This window comes from Bacillus sp. 1A, assembly GCF_052682215.1.
Genome location: NZ_JBQYLZ010000001.1, coordinates 1,773,341 through 1,795,276 on the forward strand (window position 1 = coordinate 1,773,341; position 21,936 = coordinate 1,795,276).

10 protein-coding genes and 2 pseudogenes are annotated in these 21,936 nt (G+C 38.2%); 10 read left to right on the forward strand and 2 right to left on the reverse strand.

Annotated features, from left to right (window positions below):
• Positions 1 to 7 precede the first annotated feature (7 nt).
• The 10 genes and pseudogenes from ACUN0F_RS08860 to ACUN0F_RS08905 all read left to right on the forward strand — a co-directional run bounded on the left by ACUN0F_RS08860 (position 8) and on the right by ACUN0F_RS08905 (position 19,221).
• Positions 8 to 11,407, forward strand: a complete 11,400-nt coding sequence (locus tag ACUN0F_RS08860; RefSeq protein WP_445540813.1) for an amino acid adenylation domain-containing protein — start codon at positions 8 to 10, stop codon at positions 11,405 to 11,407.
• 169 nt (positions 11,408 to 11,576) lie between these two features.
• Positions 11,577 to 13,319 (forward strand): ABC transporter ATP-binding protein, encoded by a 1,743-nt coding sequence (locus ACUN0F_RS08865; protein WP_098221768.1) that lies wholly within the window; start codon positions 11,577 to 11,579, stop codon positions 13,317 to 13,319.
• A 32-nt stretch (positions 13,320 to 13,351) separates the two neighbouring features.
• Positions 13,352 to 14,413: a saccharopine dehydrogenase NADP-binding domain-containing protein gene (locus ACUN0F_RS08870; protein WP_445539388.1), complete on the forward strand. Its 1,062-nt coding sequence runs from the start codon at positions 13,352 to 13,354 to the stop codon at positions 14,411 to 14,413.
• An 85-nt stretch (positions 14,414 to 14,498) separates the two neighbouring features.
• Entirely contained in the window at positions 14,499 to 15,569 is a 1,071-nt protein-coding gene (locus tag ACUN0F_RS08875) for a DUF3810 domain-containing protein (RefSeq protein ID WP_353938248.1), read from the forward strand.
• A 50-nt stretch (positions 15,570 to 15,619) separates the two neighbouring features.
• The gene (locus ACUN0F_RS08880) at positions 15,620 to 16,393 is read left to right on the forward strand and encodes a thioesterase II family protein (protein WP_042635520.1); all 774 of its coding nucleotides are present in this window, start codon (positions 15,620 to 15,622) and stop codon (positions 16,391 to 16,393) included.
• Positions 16,394 to 16,549: 156 nt separating this feature from the next.
• Positions 16,550 to 16,735: pseudogene (locus ACUN0F_RS08885) on the forward strand (transposase); the annotation flags it as partial.
• Positions 16,736 to 16,837: 102 nt separating this feature from the next.
• Positions 16,838 to 17,086, forward strand: coding sequence for a phosphopantetheine-binding protein (locus ACUN0F_RS08890; protein WP_434713103.1), 249 nt, complete (start codon positions 16,838 to 16,840; stop codon positions 17,084 to 17,086).
• On the forward strand, positions 17,079 to 17,732 hold the full coding sequence (locus ACUN0F_RS08895; protein ID WP_000335226.1) for a 4'-phosphopantetheinyl transferase family protein: 654 nt from the start codon (positions 17,079 to 17,081) through the stop codon (positions 17,730 to 17,732). Before ACUN0F_RS08890 ends, ACUN0F_RS08895 begins: the two co-directional genes overlap by 8 nt.
• 156 nt (positions 17,733 to 17,888) lie before the next feature.
• Positions 17,889 to 18,993: pseudogene (locus ACUN0F_RS08900) on the forward strand (IS4 family transposase).
• Between the two features lie 9 nt (positions 18,994 to 19,002).
• Positions 19,003 to 19,221, forward strand: a complete 219-nt coding sequence (locus ACUN0F_RS08905; protein ID WP_080017659.1) for a hypothetical protein — start codon at positions 19,003 to 19,005, stop codon at positions 19,219 to 19,221.
• 98 nt (positions 19,222 to 19,319) lie between these two features.
• On the opposite strand, the gene ACUN0F_RS08910 is transcribed toward ACUN0F_RS08905, so the two are convergent.
• Together ACUN0F_RS08910 and ACUN0F_RS08915 are read right to left on the reverse strand one after the other, a co-directional pair.
• Positions 19,320 to 20,192: a YitT family protein gene (locus ACUN0F_RS08910; RefSeq protein ID WP_000411241.1), complete on the reverse strand. Its 873-nt coding sequence runs from the start codon at positions 20,190 to 20,192 to the stop codon at positions 19,320 to 19,322.
• Positions 20,193 to 20,380: 188 nt separating this feature from the next.
• Complete coding sequence (locus tag ACUN0F_RS08915) at positions 20,381 to 21,415, reverse strand: YdcF family protein (protein ID WP_445539389.1); 1,035 nt, start codon at positions 21,413 to 21,415, stop codon at positions 20,381 to 20,383.
• Between the last annotated feature and the right edge of the window lie 521 nt (positions 21,416 to 21,936).

A 21,936-nucleotide genomic window follows, 5' to 3' on the forward strand; every position in this document is an offset into this window, starting at 1 on the left:
AGAACTTATGAATAAAAATTCTAACCGTGTTCAATATAAAGATTTCAGTGTATGGCAGAATTTTTATGACATCTCAAAACAGGAAGAGTATTGGAAGAGGGAATTCGCTGGTGAAATTGCTAGGGTGGATTTGAAGACGGATTTCCTCCGTCCTCAAATCCAGTCTTTCAGGGGAGACAATGTTGTAGCAAAGGTAAAGGAGCCATTAAGCTCAGGGGTTAAAAATCTAGCCCTAAAGCATGGTGCTACTGAATTTATGGTTACCCTATCTGTGTTCATTTTATTATTAGCTAAATATAGTCGCCAAAAGGATATTATTGTAGGAACTACCGTGTCAGGCCGAGTTCATGCAGATACTAAGGGTATGTTGGGGATGTTTGTCAATACTCTGGTGATCAAGGGAGAAGTTAGTCCGGATGAGACCTTTGAGCATTTGATATTAGCTGTGAAGGAGAAGTGTCTGCAGGCTTATGATAACCAAGAATACCAATTTGAAGATTTAGTTGAAGCCGTAGAGAAGAAAAGAGATCTCTCAAGAAATCCAATTTTTGATTTTATGTTCGGATTAAAAGAAAAGAAAAAACCGACGGAAATGCAAGGCCTATTGGGCGGAAAAAGTGCATTCATTAAAAGAAATGTCTCAAAGTTTGACTTATCCGTTCTGGTTGAATGTATGCCAGAAGGGTATGAGATAGATTTTGAGTATTGCACAGATTTATTCAAACAAGAAACGATTGAATATATGGCAAGGCATTATGTAACGCTGCTTGAGGAAGCCATAACACATCCAGGCAAAAAACTTAAAGATCTGCATATGCTTGATCTCAGAGAACAAGAGAAGATCTTGGTTGATTTCAATGCAACGAATGTAGAATACTCTCGAGAACAAACAGCTGTCAGCTTATTTGAGAATCAGGTAGAGAAAACAGCAGGAAATATTGCACTTAAATTTGATGATAATAAGATGACATATGCCGAGCTGAATGAAAGAGCAAATCAGTTGGCGCGAACTCTTCGGGATTTAGGAGTGGCTCCAAACGATCTAGTGGCTCTAGTGACAGAACGCAGCATGGAAATGATTGTAGGGATATTAGCCATCATCAAGGCAGGGGGAGCTTATGTACCCATCAATCCTGAATATCCAGATAATAGAATTCACTATATGCTGGAGGACAGTAGTCCAAAGATTGTATTGACGTATAAGAATAAGCTGCCAGGGAAGGTAGAGATACCAGTATTAGATTTAGAAGATGAGAATAATTATGCTAATGAAACGGACAATCTTTTGCACGTTAACAGGTCTAATGATTTAGTGTATTGTATCTACACCTCGGGTACAACTGGAAATCCTAAAGGAGTTTTAATTGAACATCGAAATGTGGTCAATATGTGGGTCACATATCAGGAGACATTTGCACTAAGCGACAAGGATACGGTGCTGCAATTTGCAAATATATCTTTTGACCAAGCGGTGGGAGATATCTTCCCTGCACTATGCAATGGTGCGGCATTATGCATTGTACCAAAACATTTAACCTATGATATGGAGCAACTACAAAAATATATCGATCGAAATAATGTTACAACAGCTTCATTGACACCTAAGTTAATAGACGGGTTGTGTGTTGACGCATTACCGACGCTTCGTTTGCTGGAGTCAGGTGGAGAGGCAGGTAGTCTAGAAAGCTTAAAAAAATGGGCGGAAAGAGTAGAAGTGCTTAACACATATGGGCCTACGGAGTCTACTGTAAATGCAACTAGTTTTAGAGTGAATACAGACTCTACTTCAATTTCCATTGGACGTCCGATTGCAAATACAAAGGTATATCTTCTAAATGAAATGGAGCTATGCGGGATTGGAATACCTGGTGAGTTGTGTATTGCAGGAGATGGTTTAGCAAGAGGTTATTTAAATCAGCCAGAATTGACAGATAAGAAGTTTATTAAGAATCCCTTCGGTGAAGGAAAACTGTACCGTACAGGAGATTTAGCACGTTGGCAGCCAGATGGAAATATAGAGTATTTAGGTCGAATAGATGAACAAGTGAAAGTCCGTGGTTACAGGATAGAGTTAGGTGAAATTGAAAGTGTATTAAGAAAGCAGAGTAATATTGCAGATGCTGTCGTTATTGTAAAAGAAGTTGGAAATGATGACATTCTCTGTGCATATCTCATTGCAGAAAAGGGGCAGGAACTAAGTATACCCCAAATTAAAGAAGCGGTAAGAGAAGAAGTAACAGAGTATATGATTCCTGCCTTTATGATCCAGATCGATGAATTTCCAATAACCATAAATGGGAAGCTGGATAAAACTAGGCTGCCAGAGCCAGATATGTTAGAAAGTTTGAACTACGTACCACCAAGTAATAAGACGGAGCAGGCAATCGTAGATGTATTTGGGGAAATTCTAGGAATATCTCCAGTCGGCATAGAGGATAGTTTCTTTGAACTGGGAGGACATTCGTTAAAAGCGACGGCAGCCATTAATGCCATCGAGAAGAAGACAGGGATTCGTTTGCCAGTCAAAGATATATTTAGTTCACCAACTCCTGTCATGTTGGCGAGAAAGATTGAGGCCGCGGGAGAAGGCGAATATAGTCCAATACCACAAGCAGAACAGAGAGAAGCTTATCCAGCATCCTCTACACAGAAACGATTGTTTATTCTGGATCAGATGGAAGGCAACAGTACTGCATATAACATGGCGTCAGCGCTAGAAGTAACGGGTAACCTTGATTTAGAAAAAATACAACAAGCCATAGATCGTCTGATTAAGCGTCATGAGTCGCTGCGAACAAGTTTTGTAATGACCGAAGAAGGAGCATATCAAGTCATTGCAGACGAGGTATTCTACCAAGTGGAATATGAAGAGACCGACAGCTACAGTGACGCTGACAGGGAACAATTTGTACGCCCGTTTGACATCGGAACAGCACCGCTCATGCGTTTTAAAGTAGTCAAAGAAAGAAATCAGAACAACTATATTTTACTATTTGATATGCACCATATTATTTCCGATCATCAGACGCTAAATATATTAATCGAAGATTTCTCACGATTGTATAACGGTGAAGAATTACAACCACTTGAAATCCAATACAAGGATTATAGTGAATGGATGCGTGGCAGAAACCTGGAGAGTCAGAGAAACTATTGGAAAGAAGTATTCAAAGAAGAGGCACCGGTTTTGGATTTGGTGACGGACTATCCACGTCCCAAAATCCAAAGTTACAAAGGAGCCCAAGTGTCTGTTCAGCTTAGCCAAGAGCAGAAAGCTGGCATTCAAAATATAAATAAACAACAGGGAACGACAGATTACATGACCTTACTGGCTGTATTTATGATAGAACTGCATAAATACAGCAGGCAACAAGATATCGTGGTAGGAACACCCATCTCAGGCCGAGTGCATCAGGACACCGAGACAATAGCCGGCATGTTTGTCAATACGCTGGCAATGAGAGGGTATCCAAGGGCTGAAAAAACGTTCTTAGAATTTTTAAGCGAGATCAAAGAGTTGGCATTGAATGCATATGAGAATCAAGAATACCCGTTTGAAGAATTGGTAGAGGAAGTAGAAGTACGCCGTGATCTGTCACGCAATCCGCTGTTTGACGTGATGTTTACCATGCAGAATAACGAGGAAATCCATCTTACGATGGGCGAAGCACAGGTAGAGATGCTGGGCATTCCTTTCATTGATGCCAAATTTGATTTGGATTTACAAGCTACAGCGTATGAAGAGGGGTACGCTTTAGATCTGGTATATTGCAGTGATTTATTTACCGAGACTTCAGCACAGGTCATACTGGAGCATTTTAAGGTGTTGCTGGACAGGGTGATTGCTAACCCTGAAATGAAATTGTCTGAACTCCACATGGTCAGTGAGGTAGAGCAACAAAGAATACTAACGGTTTTCAATAATACCCATACGGAGTATGCACAGCATCATACGGCAGTGGAACGATTCGAGAAACATGCGGAACAGACACCCGAGAAGACGGTAATCGAATACGAAACGGGAGTACTTCGTTATGGAGAAGTCAACCGCAAGGCCAATGCATTGGCATGGGAACTGATTTCGTTAGGTATTCAGCCCAATGATCGAGTGGCCATCATGACTACCCTGGAAGCGGAAACGATCATTGGCATTTTGGGCGTGCTAAAGAGTGGAGCCGCCTATGTCCCGATTGATCCAGCAACACCGAAGGAACGAATAGAGCATATCTTAAACGATGCAGCACCCAAGGTCATTTTAACAAGAGAGAAGACTATGGAAACGGAAGTCCCATTCATCTCGATGAATCTTGAAGATCTGGGTGAGAAGGAGACAAATCCAGCGTGTGCTGTTGAAAAAAGTGACATAGCCTATGTGATTTACACATCAGGAACGACAGGAAAGCCCAAAGGTGTGGCGGTGACACGAGGCAATCTGGATCATTACTTGTCGTATGCAGATCAAGAATACCAGAAGGAAGCTTGTACGACGGTATTAATTACAAGCTTAAGTTTCGACCTTTCCGTAACGTCCTTGTTCTTACCGCTGATTAGTGGTGGATCTCTTCTATTAAAGGGAGGAGACGCGGAGGAAAGGCTGCGTGCAGCATTAAAAGATAACAGGGTAACCTTCCTTAAACTTACCCCTTCCCATCTAAAAATGCTGGAAACCTATGCAGACGGCGTAGATGTCCCAAATTTAGAAGTGCTAATTGTCGGTGGAGAGGAGTTCACCACAGATACGGCGTGGAAAACGCAGAAGCTATTAGGAGACAGGGTCAAGATTCATAACGAATATGGCCCTACAGAGACTACCGTAGGATGCTGTGACTATGTCTATTCCAGCGAAAAAGATAAGGGTTTAAGTGTAGGAATCGGACATCCCATTGCCAATATGCAGCTCTATATACTGAATGAGATGGAGTTATGTGGTGTAGGCGTTCCTGGTGAGCTATGCATCGCAGGAGACGGAGTAGCCAAAGGCTATCTAAACCAGCCTGAATTAACAGCGGAGAAGTTTATCGACAATCCATATGGCGAAGGGAAGTTATACCGCTCTGGAGATTTGGCGAGATGGCTGCCTAACGGAGAGATGGAATACCTGGGAAGAATAGATGAACAGGTTAAAATCCGAGGATATCGGATCGAGTTGTACGAGATCGAGAGCGTTCTAAGGAATCAGCCGGGTATATCAAATGCGGCAGTCATTGCGTTGGAAACGAGAGGTGGCAAGAGCTTATGCGCATACCTAGTAGCGACAGACGGAACTCAGCAACTGGACATTTCTAAAATCAGGGGTGGGCTGAGAAAAGAACTGCCGGATTATATGATACCAGCATTCATGATGCAGATTGAGACAATACCACTGAACCAGAACGGGAAGCTGGACAGGAAAGCATTGCCTGAACCGGATGTTTTGGCGGGACGTGAATATATAGCACCTAGAACTAAAAAAGAGCAAGCAGTAGTCGAGGTATACGAAGAGATTCTGGGCGTGTCACCCATCAGCATTGAAGACAGCTTCTTTGAACTGGGAGGAGACTCAATCAAAGCAATTAGGGTGGTTTCAAAGTTGCGGCAACAAGGCTATGAACTTTCTGTTGCGGATTTAATGAATCAACAGACAGCAAGGCTGATCTGTGAAAATATGAAGGTGAGCAAAGTAAGTCAAGTGTATGAACAAGGAGAAGTCAATGGGGAAATTCCATTAATTCCGATACAACATGAATTTTTCAGCAAGAATCATGCGGTTTCAGGTCATTTCAATCAAGCGTTAATGTTAAAAAGTAAGGAAAGGTTTTATGTACCTTACTTGAAAGAGGCAATTGCTGAGGTCGTTAAACATCATGATGTGCTGAGGAATGTGTACCACGGACAGCGTCAAATCACGCTACCGATAGAAAAAAGCAAGTTGTACGACTGGTACGAGAATGATTATACCAACACAGAAGATGTAGCGAAAGAGATAAAGTGTGCAAGTAACAAAATACAGGCAAGCATAGATCTTGCGGAAGGCCCTCTGGTGAAAATAGGGTTGTTCCATACAGATAGTAGTGATCATTTACTGATCTGTGTACACCATCTGGTAATAGATGGAGTGTCATGGAGGATTATACTGGCAGATTTGTTTACCGGATATCGGCAGATGCAGGAAACGGGGAAAATCACATTGCCAAAGAAAACTGCTTCGTTCAAAGACTGGGCGGAGGCTCTGACGCAATATGCTGAGAGTGAAACACTCTTGGATGAGGCTGAATATTGGGGGAATATAGCAAAAAAATCGGAGAACACCGAGGCACTGAGCATTGGAACAGCGAGTGGCCGATACAAAACCAAAGTAGTGGAAATTAATTCTGAAACGACGAGGAAGTTGCTGTTTGAAGCAGGGAAGACATACGGAACAGAAATAAATGACTTACTATTGGCATCACTGGCAGTTGCGGTAAATCGATGGAAAAACACAAAACAGATAACCATAGAAATGGAAGGGCACGGTAGAGAGGCAATAGATAAAGAGATAGCCATAGACCGCACGGTTGGATGGTTTACGAGTGTATATTATGTGGTCTTGAAGACAGGGGCAACGGTAGAAGAAACAATCATTGAGACAAAAGAAGCCTTGCGTCAGGTTCCAAACCACGGACTTGGATATGGGGTATTGAAACATCTGGGTAACAAGGAAATACTTAGTATGAGTGCGGAAATAATGTTCAATTATCTCGGAGCACTGGATAACGAACTTGATAGCTATGAAGGTATATCAATGTCGGAAATGTCATTAGGCCGAAATATATCTGAAAAAAATTCAGAAAAAACAGGACTGTCTCTGAATGGAGCTATTTTGAATGGGCGATTAAGATTTGATTTGACATATGATATGGGACTGTATGCAGAAGAAGACGTTCAGGCATTTGTGTTGGCTTATGAAAGAGCGATTACGGATGTTGTCGAGACGAGTTTATCAAAACAAGGTGTGGTAAAAACACCATCGGATTATGGAATACCCGATATGTCATATAGGGAATTGAAAGAACTTGCGGTGACTGGTGAAATTGAAAAAATATACGGAATGACGCCACTACAGGAAGGAATTTTATTCCATAAATTGGTTGATAAAAGTGCGACAAGCTATGTGCTGCAGACAGTACTTAATATCCATAAAAATCTCAATATGGAAAATATGAGGACAAGTCTTGATATTCTAGCAGGAAAATATGAGGTATTGCGGACGAAAATATTGACAGATAGGGCTGAAAGGCCTTTGCAGGTAGTCGTACGGGATCGGCCCATAGAACTCCGTGAAATCAATGTTTACAGTCTGGAAGAAAAAGAAGTGTTAAAGAAGGCGGATATCGCACGCGGGTTTGATTTAACAGAAGATAGCTTACTGCGGCTTACAGTTTTGCGTATGGGGGAAAACCAATGTACGCTTTTGTGGACAAAACATCACATCATTATGGATGGATGGTGTACGTCACTACTGTTTCGGGACTTTATCAAGTATTACGAGCTGATAAACGGTGGTGCCAGCAGGGTACAGATGGAAAAGCTGTTGGAAGCAGAAAAGAAACAAATTTTACCATACAGCGAGTATATCAGATGGTTTGAGAAACAAAACAAAAAAGAAGCTCTTATGTATTGGAACAGGTTGCTGGAAGATTACAACTCCGTGATAACAGTCCCACCGTTGGGAATCGAGAATAATCAAGAAGCTGAATCTCGACTTGAGGAATTGGCGGTGTCGGGAGAAACAACAAAGGCGATAGAGAAAATGGCTAGTCAACTGAATGTAACGGTAAGTACTGTGGTTGAGGCGGCATGGGGGCTGTTGTTACAGAAATATAATGGAAGCAGAGACGTTGTTTTTGGTAAGGTTGTCTCGGGAAGGAACGCTAATCTACTAGGGATTGATCAAGCGGTAGGGTTGTTCATTAATACAATTCCTTCGCGTATAACGAGTAAGGATGGGCAAACAGTGAGCGAACTACTCAAGGGGATGCAGGCACAGGCAATCAAGAGCATGAAATACGAGTACAGTTCACTGACAGAAATGCAGAGCAGTAGTAGGATTGGAAACAATTTGATACAAACGCTGTTTGTATTCGAGAATTATTATGTTGACAAATCGGCATATGACGGAATATCTGGATTTAATATAGAACTGGAGAGTGAAAGGGAGGAGGTCAATTATGATATATCCATGACTGCGTTTATACAGGGAACTTTACAACTTGCTGTAATGTATAATTCGGGGAAATATGCATTAGACGAGGTAAGATGCCTTCTTGTTCGGATGTCGACTTTGCTTAAAATAATGGCAGCTAACCCCGAAATGAAATTGTCTGATTTAAACATGGTCAGTGAGGAAGAACAACAAAGAATACTAACGGTTTTCAATAATACCCATACGGAGTATGCACAGCATCATACGGCAGTGGAACGATTCGAGAAACATGCGGAACAGACACCCGAGAAGACGGTAATCGAATACGAAACGGGAGTACTTCGTTATGGAGAAGTCAACCGCAAGGCCAATGCATTGGCATGGGAACTGATTTCGTTAGGTATTCAGCCCAATGATCGAGTGGCCATCATGACTACCCTGGAAGCGGAAACGATCATTGGCATTTTGGGCGTGCTAAAGAGTGGAGCCGCCTATGTCCCGATTGATCCAGCAACACCGAAGGAACGAATAGAGCATATCTTAAACGATGCAGCACCCAAGGTCATTTTAACAAGAGAGAAGACTATGGAAACGGAAGTCCCATTCATCTCGATGAATCTTGAAGATCTGGGTGAGAAGGAGACAAATCCAGCGTGTGCTGTTGAAAAAAGTGACATAGCCTATGTGATTTACACATCAGGAACGACAGGAAAGCCCAAAGGTGTGGCGGTGACACGAGGCAATCTGGATCATTACTTGTCGTATGCAGATCAAGAATACCAGAAGGAAGCTTGTACGACGGTATTAATTACAAGCTTAAGTTTCGACCTTTCCGTAACGTCCTTGTTCTTACCGCTGATTAGTGGTGGATCTCTTCTATTAAAGGGAGGAGACGCGGAGGAAAGGCTGCGTGCAGCATTAAAAGATAACAGGGTAACCTTCCTGAAGCTTACCCCTTCTCATTTAAAGATGCTGGAAACCTATGCAGACGGCGTAGATGTACCGAATTTAGAAACACTGATTGTCGGTGGAGAAGAGTTAACAACAGATACTGCATGGAAAACGCAGAAGCTATTGGGAGACAGCGTAAAGATTCATAACGAATATGGCCCTACAGAGACTACCGTAGGATGCTGTGACTATGTCTATTCCAGCGAAAAAGATAAGGGTTTAAGTGTAGGAATCGGACATCCCATTGCCAATATACAGCTATATATACTGAATGAGATGGAGTTATGTGGCGTAGGGATTCCTGGTGAGCTATGCATCGCAGGAGACGGAGTAGCCAAAGGATATCTAAACCAGCCTGAATTAACAGCGCAGAAGTTTATCGACAATCCCTATGGAGAGGGGAAGTTATACCGCTCCGGAGATTTGGCGAGATGGCTGCCTAACGGGGATATAGAATACCTGGGAAGAATAGATGAGCAGGTTAAAATCCGAGGATATCGGATAGAGTTGTACGAGATAGAGAGCGTTCTAAGGAATCAGCCGGGTATATCAAATGCGGCAGTCATTGCGTTGGAAGCGAGAGGTGGCAAGAGCTTATGCGCATACCTAGTAGCGACAGACGGAACTCAGCAACTGGACATTTCTAAAATCAGGGATGGGCTGAGAAAAGAACTGCCGGATTATATGATACCAGCATTCATGATGCAGATTGAGACAATACCACTGAACCAGAACGGGAAGCTGAACAGGAAAGCATTGCCTGAACCGGATGTTTTGGCGGGACGTGAATATATAGCACCTAGAACTAAAAAAGAGCAAGCAGTAGTCGAGGTATACGAAGAGATTCTGGGCGTGTCACCCATCAGCATTGAAGACAGCTTCTTTGAACTGGGAGGAGACTCAATCAAAGCAATTAGGGTGGTTTCAAAGTTGCGGCAACAAGGCTATGAACTTTCTGTTGCGGATTTAATGAATCAACAGACAGCAAGGCTGATCTGTGAAAATATTAAGGAAGTAGCAAGAACTTCAGCGGATGTAACATATACCGATAATAATTGGCTTGAGGATAACCGTGACAGTGATTTGAGGATCGCCATCCAGAAGGAATTGAATCATTATGGAAACAATTATCTTAAAGCACGTTGTTTTTCAAATTGCCAATTACTAGCGGGTCAGGAAGTGTTTTTACGTCAAGATACTGAGGCTATCACTAACATAATAAGCATAGAAAGCAGTGCGAGAAGTGTTTATTTAGCAATAAAGAAGATAATTTCCATGCATGGTGCATTAAGAACAAAGCTCAATCAGAAAATGCGTTATTTAGAAGAATACGAATATACTGATGATTGGGAAATTCCAATTATGAAAGGTAGTTTAGGGTTATTATCTGTTGGAAATCTCCAAAAAATTGTTAATGAATTAGATTTTCTGGCAGATGGCAAGCTATTATCTAGATTTTTGATTTGTGAAATAGATGAGAATAATTGCTTGGTACTTAGTGCGATTCATCATCTTGTATGGGACGGATTTTCGCAAGATTTGTTACAGACTATGATTTATGAAGCTTTAACGAACAGATTTAACACGCAAAAAGAGTATTCTTATATAAATTATTGCAAAATAATTCAAAATCAAGTTAAGAGTTTAGAAATCTCTGGGGAGCAAGAGATGGAGATTGAAAAATATCTTGAAGTTGCTAAGAAGGCATCTAGGTTGAACTCTCGAAGAGATTCTAAAATAGTTACAAAAATTGATATAAAACTAAATGATTTACAAATCCAGAAATTTAACGAATATCCCAATGAAACAGCAATGGAATTCTTATCAGGGCTTATGTACAGTGATTTATTTGAAAAATTACCTAGAATACCATTTGCCATTATGGAACATAACAGAAACGATCTAAACAAGAAAATGTTGGGATTATCTTTAAATTTGGATTATTTTATATTTGATATTAATACCAAAACGCAAGCGCAAGTTCTATTAGCATTAGGCAAAAATAGTGTTGATAAACGTGCAATTACAGAGAAGCTGTTGCTCATATCGCAAAAGTATGGTGTTGATTACATGATAAATCTAATTCCAATCATTAACTATCAAGGAATACTTCATAAATATGCAAGTAAAGATAGCATATTATCAGAGGAGATTTCTTTAGAAACAATGGTTGTAGATGGTGAAGACCTCGGAGTTGGAATGCACTTTTACACTCATAACGATATTCTGAGTGCCCGTGTTTCGGGTATTACAATTGAAGAAGAGCTCCTTAAGGATGTCATGAAGAATATTTAATGATGCCGGATCATGTGCTTATGCTCGTGGCGACCCCATCCAAAATATCTGAAAGGGGAAAGTACGCTATATATTCGAGAGCAATAAGCACATGATCTAGCAATAAACAATTGGAGTGTTAATTAAACATGCTCTAATTGAAATTAGAAACAAGAAGAGGGCTTATAGTATGAATGAAAAAATTTCAAAAAGCATATACAAAAAGAATATAGGCTTATTTATTTTGTCCTGCTTACTTGGTATCATGACATCTATTCTGTTTATTGCATTGGCAATTATACTACAAAAGTTTATTGATTATTCTATTAATAAAGATATTGACAATATCATTAAGGTGACTACTGTTTCCGTTATTTTATTGCCTTTAGGTGCAGTGGGAATGTATGTGGGGTATGCTGTTAAAAATTTATATACAAAAAGGGCAACGTTAAACCTGAAAAATACCCTTGTTGAAAATATTTTGCGGTTAGATATGAGAAGTTTCAACAAGGAGAGTAATGGAACCTACATATCACGATTGTCAAATGATATAACGATAATTCAAAACGATTATATAAAAGGGACCGTGGAAATATTTGTTCAGCTAGCTATGCTTGTAGGTGGAGTGCTTGCGATGTTTATCATTAATTCATTCCTTGCATTGAGTATATTACTCACTTGTATCATTCCACTTGCAGTTTCGAGTATATTTAATAATCGTATGCAAAAAGCACAAGGTGAAGTGGCTGAGCAAAATAAAAATTATGTATCTTTCATTAAAGATATATTGTCTGGAAATCAGGTTGTTAAGAGCTTTAACATCGAAAAGGAGATTTTTGAAAGGGCAAAGGCAAAGGCGAACAAGCAGGAAAAAGCAAAAATGGTATACGAAAATCTGTTGTCACTCATTATGTCACTTACTGATATTTCAACTTTTCTTGTTGCTGTAGTCATATTTATTGTGGGTACTCAGCAGCTAATGAAAGGAGAAATTACAGTAGGAGAGATTATGGCTTTTATTCAATTGTTAAATTGCGTAACAGTTCCCATTAATAGACTCATAACCGGTTTTACCAAAAGGCAGGCCAGTCGGGCTTTATTAATGAATTTCAATAAAATTGGAGAGGCAAAAACGGATCAAACTCAAAGAATTGATATCCCTAAATTCAGTAATAAAATTTCTCTAAATGGGCTTTCGTTAAGCGTAGATGGGAAAAAAATTTTAGATGATATTAATTTTGAATTTGAATATGGAAAGTCTTATGCCATTGTAGGAACAAGTGGGAGTGGAAAGACAACCTTATTAAAGATGTTGACTGGGTTTTATGATGGGTATGAAGGAAATATCAGGTATGACGGGGTTGATCTTGAGAAAATAAGTGATCAGTCCATTTTCCAAAATGTTAGTTTTATTCATCAGGACTGTTTTATCTTTGATGATACGATTGAACAAAATATTAAATTGTTTCGTGAATGTGACACAGATGAGTTTGAGCAAGTAATAAAGAAGAGTATGTTACAGAAATTGATTCATGACAGAGGCGGCTTTGATGTATTATGTGGAGAAAATGGAATCCATTTTTCAGGTGGGGAAAAACAGAGAATTTCTATAGCAAGAGCACTCCTGAGAAAATCACCTATATTACTTATGGACGAGGCGACTTCAGCGTTGGACAATCAAACAGCTAGTGACCTTGAGTGTATGTTAAGTGAAATGCAGGGCATTACGAGAATTTCCATTACTCATAGGCTGGATGAATCAATTCTTAGTGGATATGATGAAATTGTCTTATTGAATAATGGGAAAATTGAAGAACACGGCACGTATCATAAATTAATGGAAGCCAAACAAAGATTTTATGCATTGAGTATGTTGAGTAGACATAATAATGATCTTTTAATAGAGAAAGGTATAACTAGTCTTGTATTTTAAATCTTGTATAAGATGAAAGGGGTGTCGTACGGATGGAGCAAATCGCAGTTGTTGGGTGTGGCGGAATGATCGGTGAAGTCATCTGTAAGAACTTATGTAAAGACTTTATTGTTAAGGGCGGACAGCGGCGTGAACCTACAGCATTAATGAACCTTAATAATTTTGACTACCAATTCCTGGATGTTTCTGACTGGGAGAACTTGATTGCGTTCTGTACTGATTGTACGGTTGTCATTAATTGTGCAGGGCCTGAATTTATAATTAAAGATAGAGTTGCTCAGGCAGCTATGGAAGTAGGAGCAAAATATGTCGATGCTTCCAATGCTTTATTATTGAGTCAGGAGCAAATAGAGCTTAAAGCTAACGGTGTAAATTACATAGGAGCTGGTTTTTGTCCTGGAATTACAGGTCTGCTATTAAAACGAGTAATAAATCATTTATTAGACGAAACGAAGTATGTGAATTGTTATATTGGTGGTGCGGAACATTATACGAAAACTTCTATCTCAGATATATTAATGAGTGGCCATAGTGTAATTGGAAAAACAGATTCTTATTGGAGTGATCATTGTGTTAAAACGGAAAATATAAATATGATGAAGAAAGAATTTGTACCTGAAGTGGATGTCCCTGTCTATAAGAAACCGTATTTAAGTCAAGAGATCATTGATATTCTGGAAGTTAGTTCGGTACAAGAACTCCACTGGTACAATATAGCAGCAAATGATAATATTTTTCGTTTAGCAATGCAATTTTATCAAATGCAACTTGAGTCTTCGGTTGAAGAAGCCCTGAAAAAACTAGACATTAGTTTAGAGGAGCAACCTAAAGAGGAATGGATAGCTTTAGTCATTGATGCTACAGGAGTGAAAAATGGAAAGGATGTTAGGTGCAGATTGAATTTACAAATGGAAACGAGTTCAGAGTTAACGGGTACAGTGGCTGCTGAAATCGCCCGACAAGTTATTTCAAGTAATAGACCTAATGGTACCTACTGGGCTTATGAAGTACTTCCTATAGATTTTATGAATCAATATGTTTTTTCTAATAAGCATGATTTTTATGAGGAAAAGTATGTTGAAATAAAGAAATGATATGACTAGGTTACATGGAGTACATCCGATATTTATTGGATAGGGGGAGTACATTATAAAAAAGCTTTTACTTAAGAGATTACCGTTGATTTCACTTGGAGTTATAGCTTACATACTGACAAAATACGCGCAGAACCATCAGGATTGGGCGGAAAAATACAGTAGGTCTGTATATCCGTTATTGTCAAAAATAGTAGGATTTGTACCTTCTTGGGTCAAGTTTTCTGTTAGTGAATGGCTCGTCGTGTTGGTTGTGTTACTTTTTCTATTTTATATCGTTTATTATGTGCGCAAGGTTATCATGAGTAAAGGTGTACGTAGGATGGTAGTTTATCGTGGTGCTCTAGGAATAGTTACGATCTGTAGCGTGATATATTTTTGTTATACTATTTTGGGTGGAATAAACTATCACAGATATTCTTTTTTGTCTTATACCGAATATAAAGAAGAGAACTACAGCAAGGAGGAACTGGTCAAATTGAGTAAGTCGCTTGCCGTTGAAATGGAATTGGCAAGGGAAAAGTTAGCGGACACTGATCTTTTGGCTCAAGTACCAGAGGCTTTTGATTATTATGCACAACACGCAGTGTTCTCGATGCAAATGTTATCAAAGGAATATCCTATTTTGGAGCATTCTTTATACTCAACACCAAAACCAGTTGTGATGTCAAAGCTAATGTCGCATGCAGGGATAAATGGTATCTTTGTCCCTTTTACTTATGAATCCAATATCAATGTTAATGTGCCCGTTTTCTTGGTGCCTGTTACTATGGCACATGAATTGGCACATCAGAGTGGTTTCATGCATGAGGATGAGGCAAATTTTATAGCATATCTGGCATGTAAGCAGCAGGATGATCCAATGATACTTTACAGTGGTTTTTTTCTAGCATTTGATTATTCTATATCTGAGCTAAAGAAAGTGGATCCAGATCAGGCGTCTGATATAATGTCGAGTCTGTCCAAGGCGGTGCAGCATGATATAGAACAAAATGAGCAGTACCGGGATAAGTATGAGGGTGTTATTTCAAGTATTTCAAGAAATGTAAATGATGTATATCTGAAGGCAAATAATCAGACAGACGGTTTGAATAGCTATAGTGATATGGTGAATTTGTTGCTGGCAGAGCAGCGAGAGATAGAGAAGTACAATTAAATGTATCTTGAATACTTATAGGTTTATATAGTAATGATAGTGGGCCCAAGTTGAACATAGGAGTGAGTGAAATAAATAAAATAAAAGTATTTCCTATTCCATATGCTGGAGCGTCGGTAAATGCATATTATGAATGGAAAAAACTACTGCCGGATAGATATGAATTGTGTATATGTGAATTGGCTGGAAGAGGAACTCGATTCACAGAGCCTTGTTACCAGTCTGTTGGTGAAGCAAGTGAAGATATCGCCAAAAGAATAAGTGAACAATTAGAATATGACGATGAATATGTTATATTTGGACACAGCATGGGAGCCTTATTGACTTATGAGATATATTATAAACTTAAGCAAATGGGAACTAAGGAACCAAGGCATCTGTTTTTTTCTGGGCGAGATGCTCCACATATTTTTGAAAAGAGAGAAGACATTGAAAATATGACTAATGAAACTTTCTTGACAAAGGTGGAACAATATGGGGGAATACCAGAGGAGTTTTATACAAAAGAGATTATGGATATGTTTCTTCCGATTTTGCGAGCAGATTTTATAATTTTGGACAATTATAAGTTTCAGCCCAAAGCAGAAAAAATAAGTTGTGGAGTAAGCGTTTTTTATGCGGATAGCGATTTTTCGACTCATATCAATGAAATGCATAAATGGAGTGAAGTTGTTGAAGGAAACGTGAAATTTCATAAGTTTAAAGGAGAACATTTTTTTTTGAATCGGTATCCTAATGATATTGTAAATACTATTGTTAAAGATACAGAGACTCAAAATATTTACCAGGCCACCCACCTGGATCGCCTGGAAATACGGGGGTAATCTCCCCCATTAATTCTATTTTGAATTAATTCAAATGAGAGAAACGTTAAAGTCTCAAGTAGTGGTGTAAAAAAGAACTGTGCCTTTTGACAAGGGAAGCCACGGTATGATTCTACTAAAGTGACGCGACTCAACTTTAGAAGGAGGATCAAAACCGTGGCTTCTATAGATAGAATCTCACTTTTGGAGCTGTTACGCAAGAGCGGAAATGAAGGCAATGTCGATTTTTTAAGAGAAGCAATGCAAGTGCTGGTGCAACCCCAGATGGAGGCGGAAGTAGTCCAAGACATTGGGGCAGAACGCTATGAGCAGAATACAGAACGTGTGAATCAGCGTAATGCATAACGCGAACGCCGGTGGGATACACGGGTGGGGACAAGTGAAATTCATGGCCGGAAGTGCTTACAATTGACTTTTAGTATAAGTATAACGGAGGATATAGTAATGGAAGAACAATTATTAAGACAAATTGAAAGTATTGTTAAAAACAAAAAAAATACATTTGAAAGTGAAGTAACAGATATTTTAGAATCTATTACTTTTATTAAAATTATTGTAGCGATCGAAAAAACATATGGTTTTGAATTTGATGATGCTATGTTGCTATTATCGGAATTCCCTATTATTGGGTCATTAATAAATTATGTAGTCTCTAAAGTTGAGAGTTTAAACGTACAGATTAAAAATGTGTAAATTATATTTTGCTAGTGTAACAGATAGAATAGATAATCCAAAGTTTGAATTAATGCAAACGTTTGTGTCTAATGAAAAACAAGAAAAAATTAAACGTTATAGGTTTGATATAGATAAAAAATTAAGTCTATATGCCGAATTGCTTACAAGAACTATAATATGCCGTAATATGGATATTGAGAACAAAGATATTGTTTTTGATATAACTTACTATGGTAAACCTATGTTAAGAAGTGTTTCTAAATTTGAATTTAATATATCTCATACGAGAAATGCTATTGCTGTAGCTATTTCAGACTATCCAATAGGAGTAGATATAGAATTAATAAAAAATGCAGAGCTAAATATAGCAGAAAGATTTTTCAACAATAATGAGATTTCATATATTACTGAGAACACTTCTTATCAGGATAAGCGATTTTATGAAATTTGGACCAAAAAGGAAGCCTACATAAAGTGTATTGGAAAGGGATTATCAATGAACTTAAACTCTTTTAATTCATTAGATCATAAGATTCCCTCTTATTTTTACAATGTTAATCGAGCAGAATATGTGATTTCTGTTTGCAATGGTATGCGAGAAATCGAATTAATTGAATTATCAGAGCGAGATATAGAAGACCAGTCTTTATCTGTTTTATTATAAGAGGCTTGTTTGTAATGGCTCAATCATTTTTTCTTTAGTTTTATGTAAAGCCACGTCTGTTGATTATCTAAATTCTACCAAAAAATGAATGCAAAAGAGAGATTCCTCTTGTACAATGTAAGTTACCACACCAACATTGTACAAGAGGAATCTCTCATGAACAAGAATACCACGTCCCACACATTGATTCAAAACTTTTTTTCAGAAGCAGAGCTCCAGGCGATTTTAATGGAGTTCAACCACACCGATACAGCCCGAAAATGCACGGTTTCTACTGTTATTTCTTATTTGATTAGTGCTGCGACAAATGAATGGAAAAGCTTGCGTCACGCAGCCGATGTTGGTCCGAGTGTTGGACTCATTTCCGTCGATCATTCATCCTTGTCAAAACACATGAAAGCGCTAGATTACGCCATTATGAAACGTATTTTCGAAGTTATTGTTGGCAAGTTAAATCGAGCTACACGTCGAACGCTAAAGATGCCGAGAACGCTTCTTTCAATTGATTCGACGACTATTACTGTCGGTAAAACACGTTTACCATGGGCCGTTTATCACGGCGAACGTTCGGGCATAAAACTGCATGTCAGCTTCACAAACGAAACAGTGATGCCTCTTCAAATCGTTGAAACAACAGGGCTCAAACATGACGGTCCCATCGGCGTAAGCCTTGAGGATAAACGCTTTATTCTCGTTTGTGATCGCGCGTATTTTTCAATTGATAAAGTGGATCGCTACGTGACTGAAAAAGAAAAGCAACATTTTGTTATCCGATTAAAAGACAATGTTCAATTGAATCGCAAGAAATCACTAAAAGGCACACGTCCCACGGATTCAAATGTGACAGCTGATTTCACGTGCACAATCGGTACGCCACAAAAACAGACGAAAAAACGCCATCGTGTCGTGACCAGTTTGATGAACGTGACAGCTGAAGAAATCGCTGCCATGTACAAATCGCGTTGGGCCATCGAGTCCTTTTTCCGCTGGATTAAGCAGAATTTGAACGTTCCCGTGCTATTTGGCACAACATCAAATGTGGTGTTCAATCAGTTGTTCGCAGCTATGATTGCCTACGTTTTACTAAAATTTCTTCACGTAAAAGGTAGTAAGAAAAAACATATCAAACCGTTGTCATTCGCAGGTTTCACACGCCTGTTTCTTTGTGATACTCTGCCGTTTGATTGGAGAATTTATTTGACAGAAATACTAGCATTCCATCGGCAAATAAACCAAATAAATACTGTATAATTTTGGTTAATCAACACGTGTGACTACGTATAAAAGATTTAGTGTAATTATGTTCCTTGTATTATTCCTCAGTTTGTTTATTAGCACGGCAATGAAATTTCATTTTGTAGTAGGTATTCTATGGATACTGTGTACATGCACTTTATTGTTGTATATCCCGCTGCGTTTTCAACATGAAGTGACGGCTTTTCAAAAGTATGTAGCGTGGATTAAACGTGGGAGTCGGTGGGGCGAGTAAAAATATATCTACTTACTGAAAAAAACTGACAACGATAGCAACTTAATAATAAAAAGAGGGTGTGCCAAATTGTTGGCACACCCTCTTTTTCATAACGATTAATGAATATCGCGTTTCTTGAAATTACCGCCTTTTACTTCTGCTACATCATAAACGGTAATAAAGGCATTAGGATCGATTTCATTAATAAGTTCTTTCATTTTACTTTCTTCTAAACGGTTAATTACGCAAGAAATTTCTTTGAATTTCTCTCTAGAATAACCACCGTATACTTCGTTATATGTTGCACTTCGGCCTAAACGATCGCGAATGGTTTCTACCATTAATTCAGGCTCTTTTGTAATGATTTTAAATGCTTTCGAACCACTTAAACCAACTTCAACGATATGAATCACTTTCGAAGCAATAAAGTAAGCAATTGCCGAAAGGATAGCTCCTTGAAGACCGAATACCGTTGATACGAAAATAAATACGAACATGTTTAAGAATAAAATAAGGTCACTCGTTCCAAATGGTAACTTACGAGAAAGCAATACAGCAAGCATATCGATTCCATCTAATGCCCCACCGTTACGTAATGCTAGTCCCATACCAAAACCGATAATAATACCACCAACAACTGTAACTAATAATGTATCGCCTTCAATAATAGCTGGTATTCCGTGCATGACAACGGTACCTATTGCTAATGAAGCAATCCCGATAATGGAATAAATCGCAAAGCTTTTACCGATTTGCTTATATCCTAACCAAACGAAAGGAATGTTAATAACTGCGATTAGAGCTCCTAATGGCAATCCAAATAATCTTGAACTAACGATACTTAAACCAGTCACACCACCATCTGATACGTTATTTGGAATTAATACTGCTTCTAATCCGTACGCTGTGATAAATGCCCCAATAATAATCATCAAAGCTTTCGAAGCAATTTTTAGCTTATTGGGCTTGTTTTTGATAATTTTCTCCATGTAATTTCCTCGTTTCAAACTAGTTTCTTATTTGTTACGTAATTCACACTTAAATTTCATTTTAACATTTAATTTGAAAAATTTCTCCTTTAATGGATGTATGCAGGGAATATTATCACCATATTATCTTTAAAATATTTTTGAAATGAGTATAAGAAATCCCATCCTTATGAAAGGATGGGAGAATGTTAAGAAACAATAAAACTAATTACTGTTAGGAATAAAGCGAAACCTAAAATAGTCCCGCACACTTTCATATGGCGCTTACGTCCCATAACGACAATTGCGACATATTCACGAATCATTGCGTTAGGCCAGTAATAAAATGCAGTTTTTGATCCGATTCCTTGGCTATTAAGCCCCGCGTGTCTTGCATATATACCAGCGCGGAAAAGATGGAAGTTGTTTGTTGTAAAAATACTTCTATACTTACCTTCAGGTTTTAAAGAATCCATAATTTCTTTAGAGAACGACATATTTTGATATGTGTTTACAGAGCGATTTTCTTGCACTGTATGTTCAAGCGGAATTCCTTTTTCAATAGCGTACTTTTGCATCGCTTCCGCTTCTGGAAGACCTTCATCTGGACCTTGTCCGCCAGAGAAAATGATTGTTGGTGGTGTATTTACAGCGGCTTGTTTCCAATAAAAGTCGATTGCTTTATGAATACGACTTGCCAGTAAAGGCGGTACTTTATCATTAATTAAGCCGCTACCAAGAACGATGATGAAATCTTGATTACGCCTTGGTCTGTTGAATTGATATAAAAAATACGCGCTTAAGAAGTTAGATAAATGCACAAAGAAATACATAGTTATAAGAGATATAGCAGCAAAAATAAATTGAAAATGCTCTGAGAATAAACTCGCTGGACTTATGATGATGAATAGTATAGACAATAAAATCCCTAAAGCAGCAATTAAAGTTAAAGAGTTTGTGAAGCGTCTTCCTTCACGTTGCATTAAAATTTTTGCATTAAGAAATAGTCCAAACATTAAAGCGACTATAGCAAAAGGTATCATTACAATTAGCGCTAACATGGGAATAATAACGATAAAATGTAAAGAGTTACTACCAGACTCATATGAGGCTATAGCGCAAAATAATAGAAATGAACAGAAAAAGGCATTAAATAAAAAGCCATTTATTATTTTTCGTGGGTCTTTTAAGTAAGAGATAAGAAAAATAATAAACAATATAAGAGGAATGATTCCAAAAGACATAAATATAGTACACCTCAATTTGTATAAGAATTTGACATACCTTTTATATTACATGATTTTATAATTGAAAATGAAAGAAAAAGGATTTTGAATTTTCTCAATAAAATATATGAATACATATGTTAAAATGTATGTAAGGCGATATATTAAAAGTAAAATGGTTGAAAAGGCACTCTATGGAGTGTCTTTTCTTTTTTTCATGTAATTATGCATATTATATTTATTTTCAAGTGAAGAGGATTAAAATATAAGTGGTAGGCAGACTATATAAAGCAGAATTTCTTACAAACATTTCCCTCTACTTTTTGTATCTAACAATCGTATAACAATAAATAATTCTGTTTTATAGCGTCTGTTTATGAAAGGTGCCCTCTTTGAAGGCACCTTTTTGTTGTTTCATGTAGATACTTTTCACTGTTAATATAGTGGAAAGTATCTATACTAAACATTAGCAATCTTCCGTATAAATATTATCAATTTACTATATATTCCAGTGGTGTTAACCTACATATGAAAGGCTT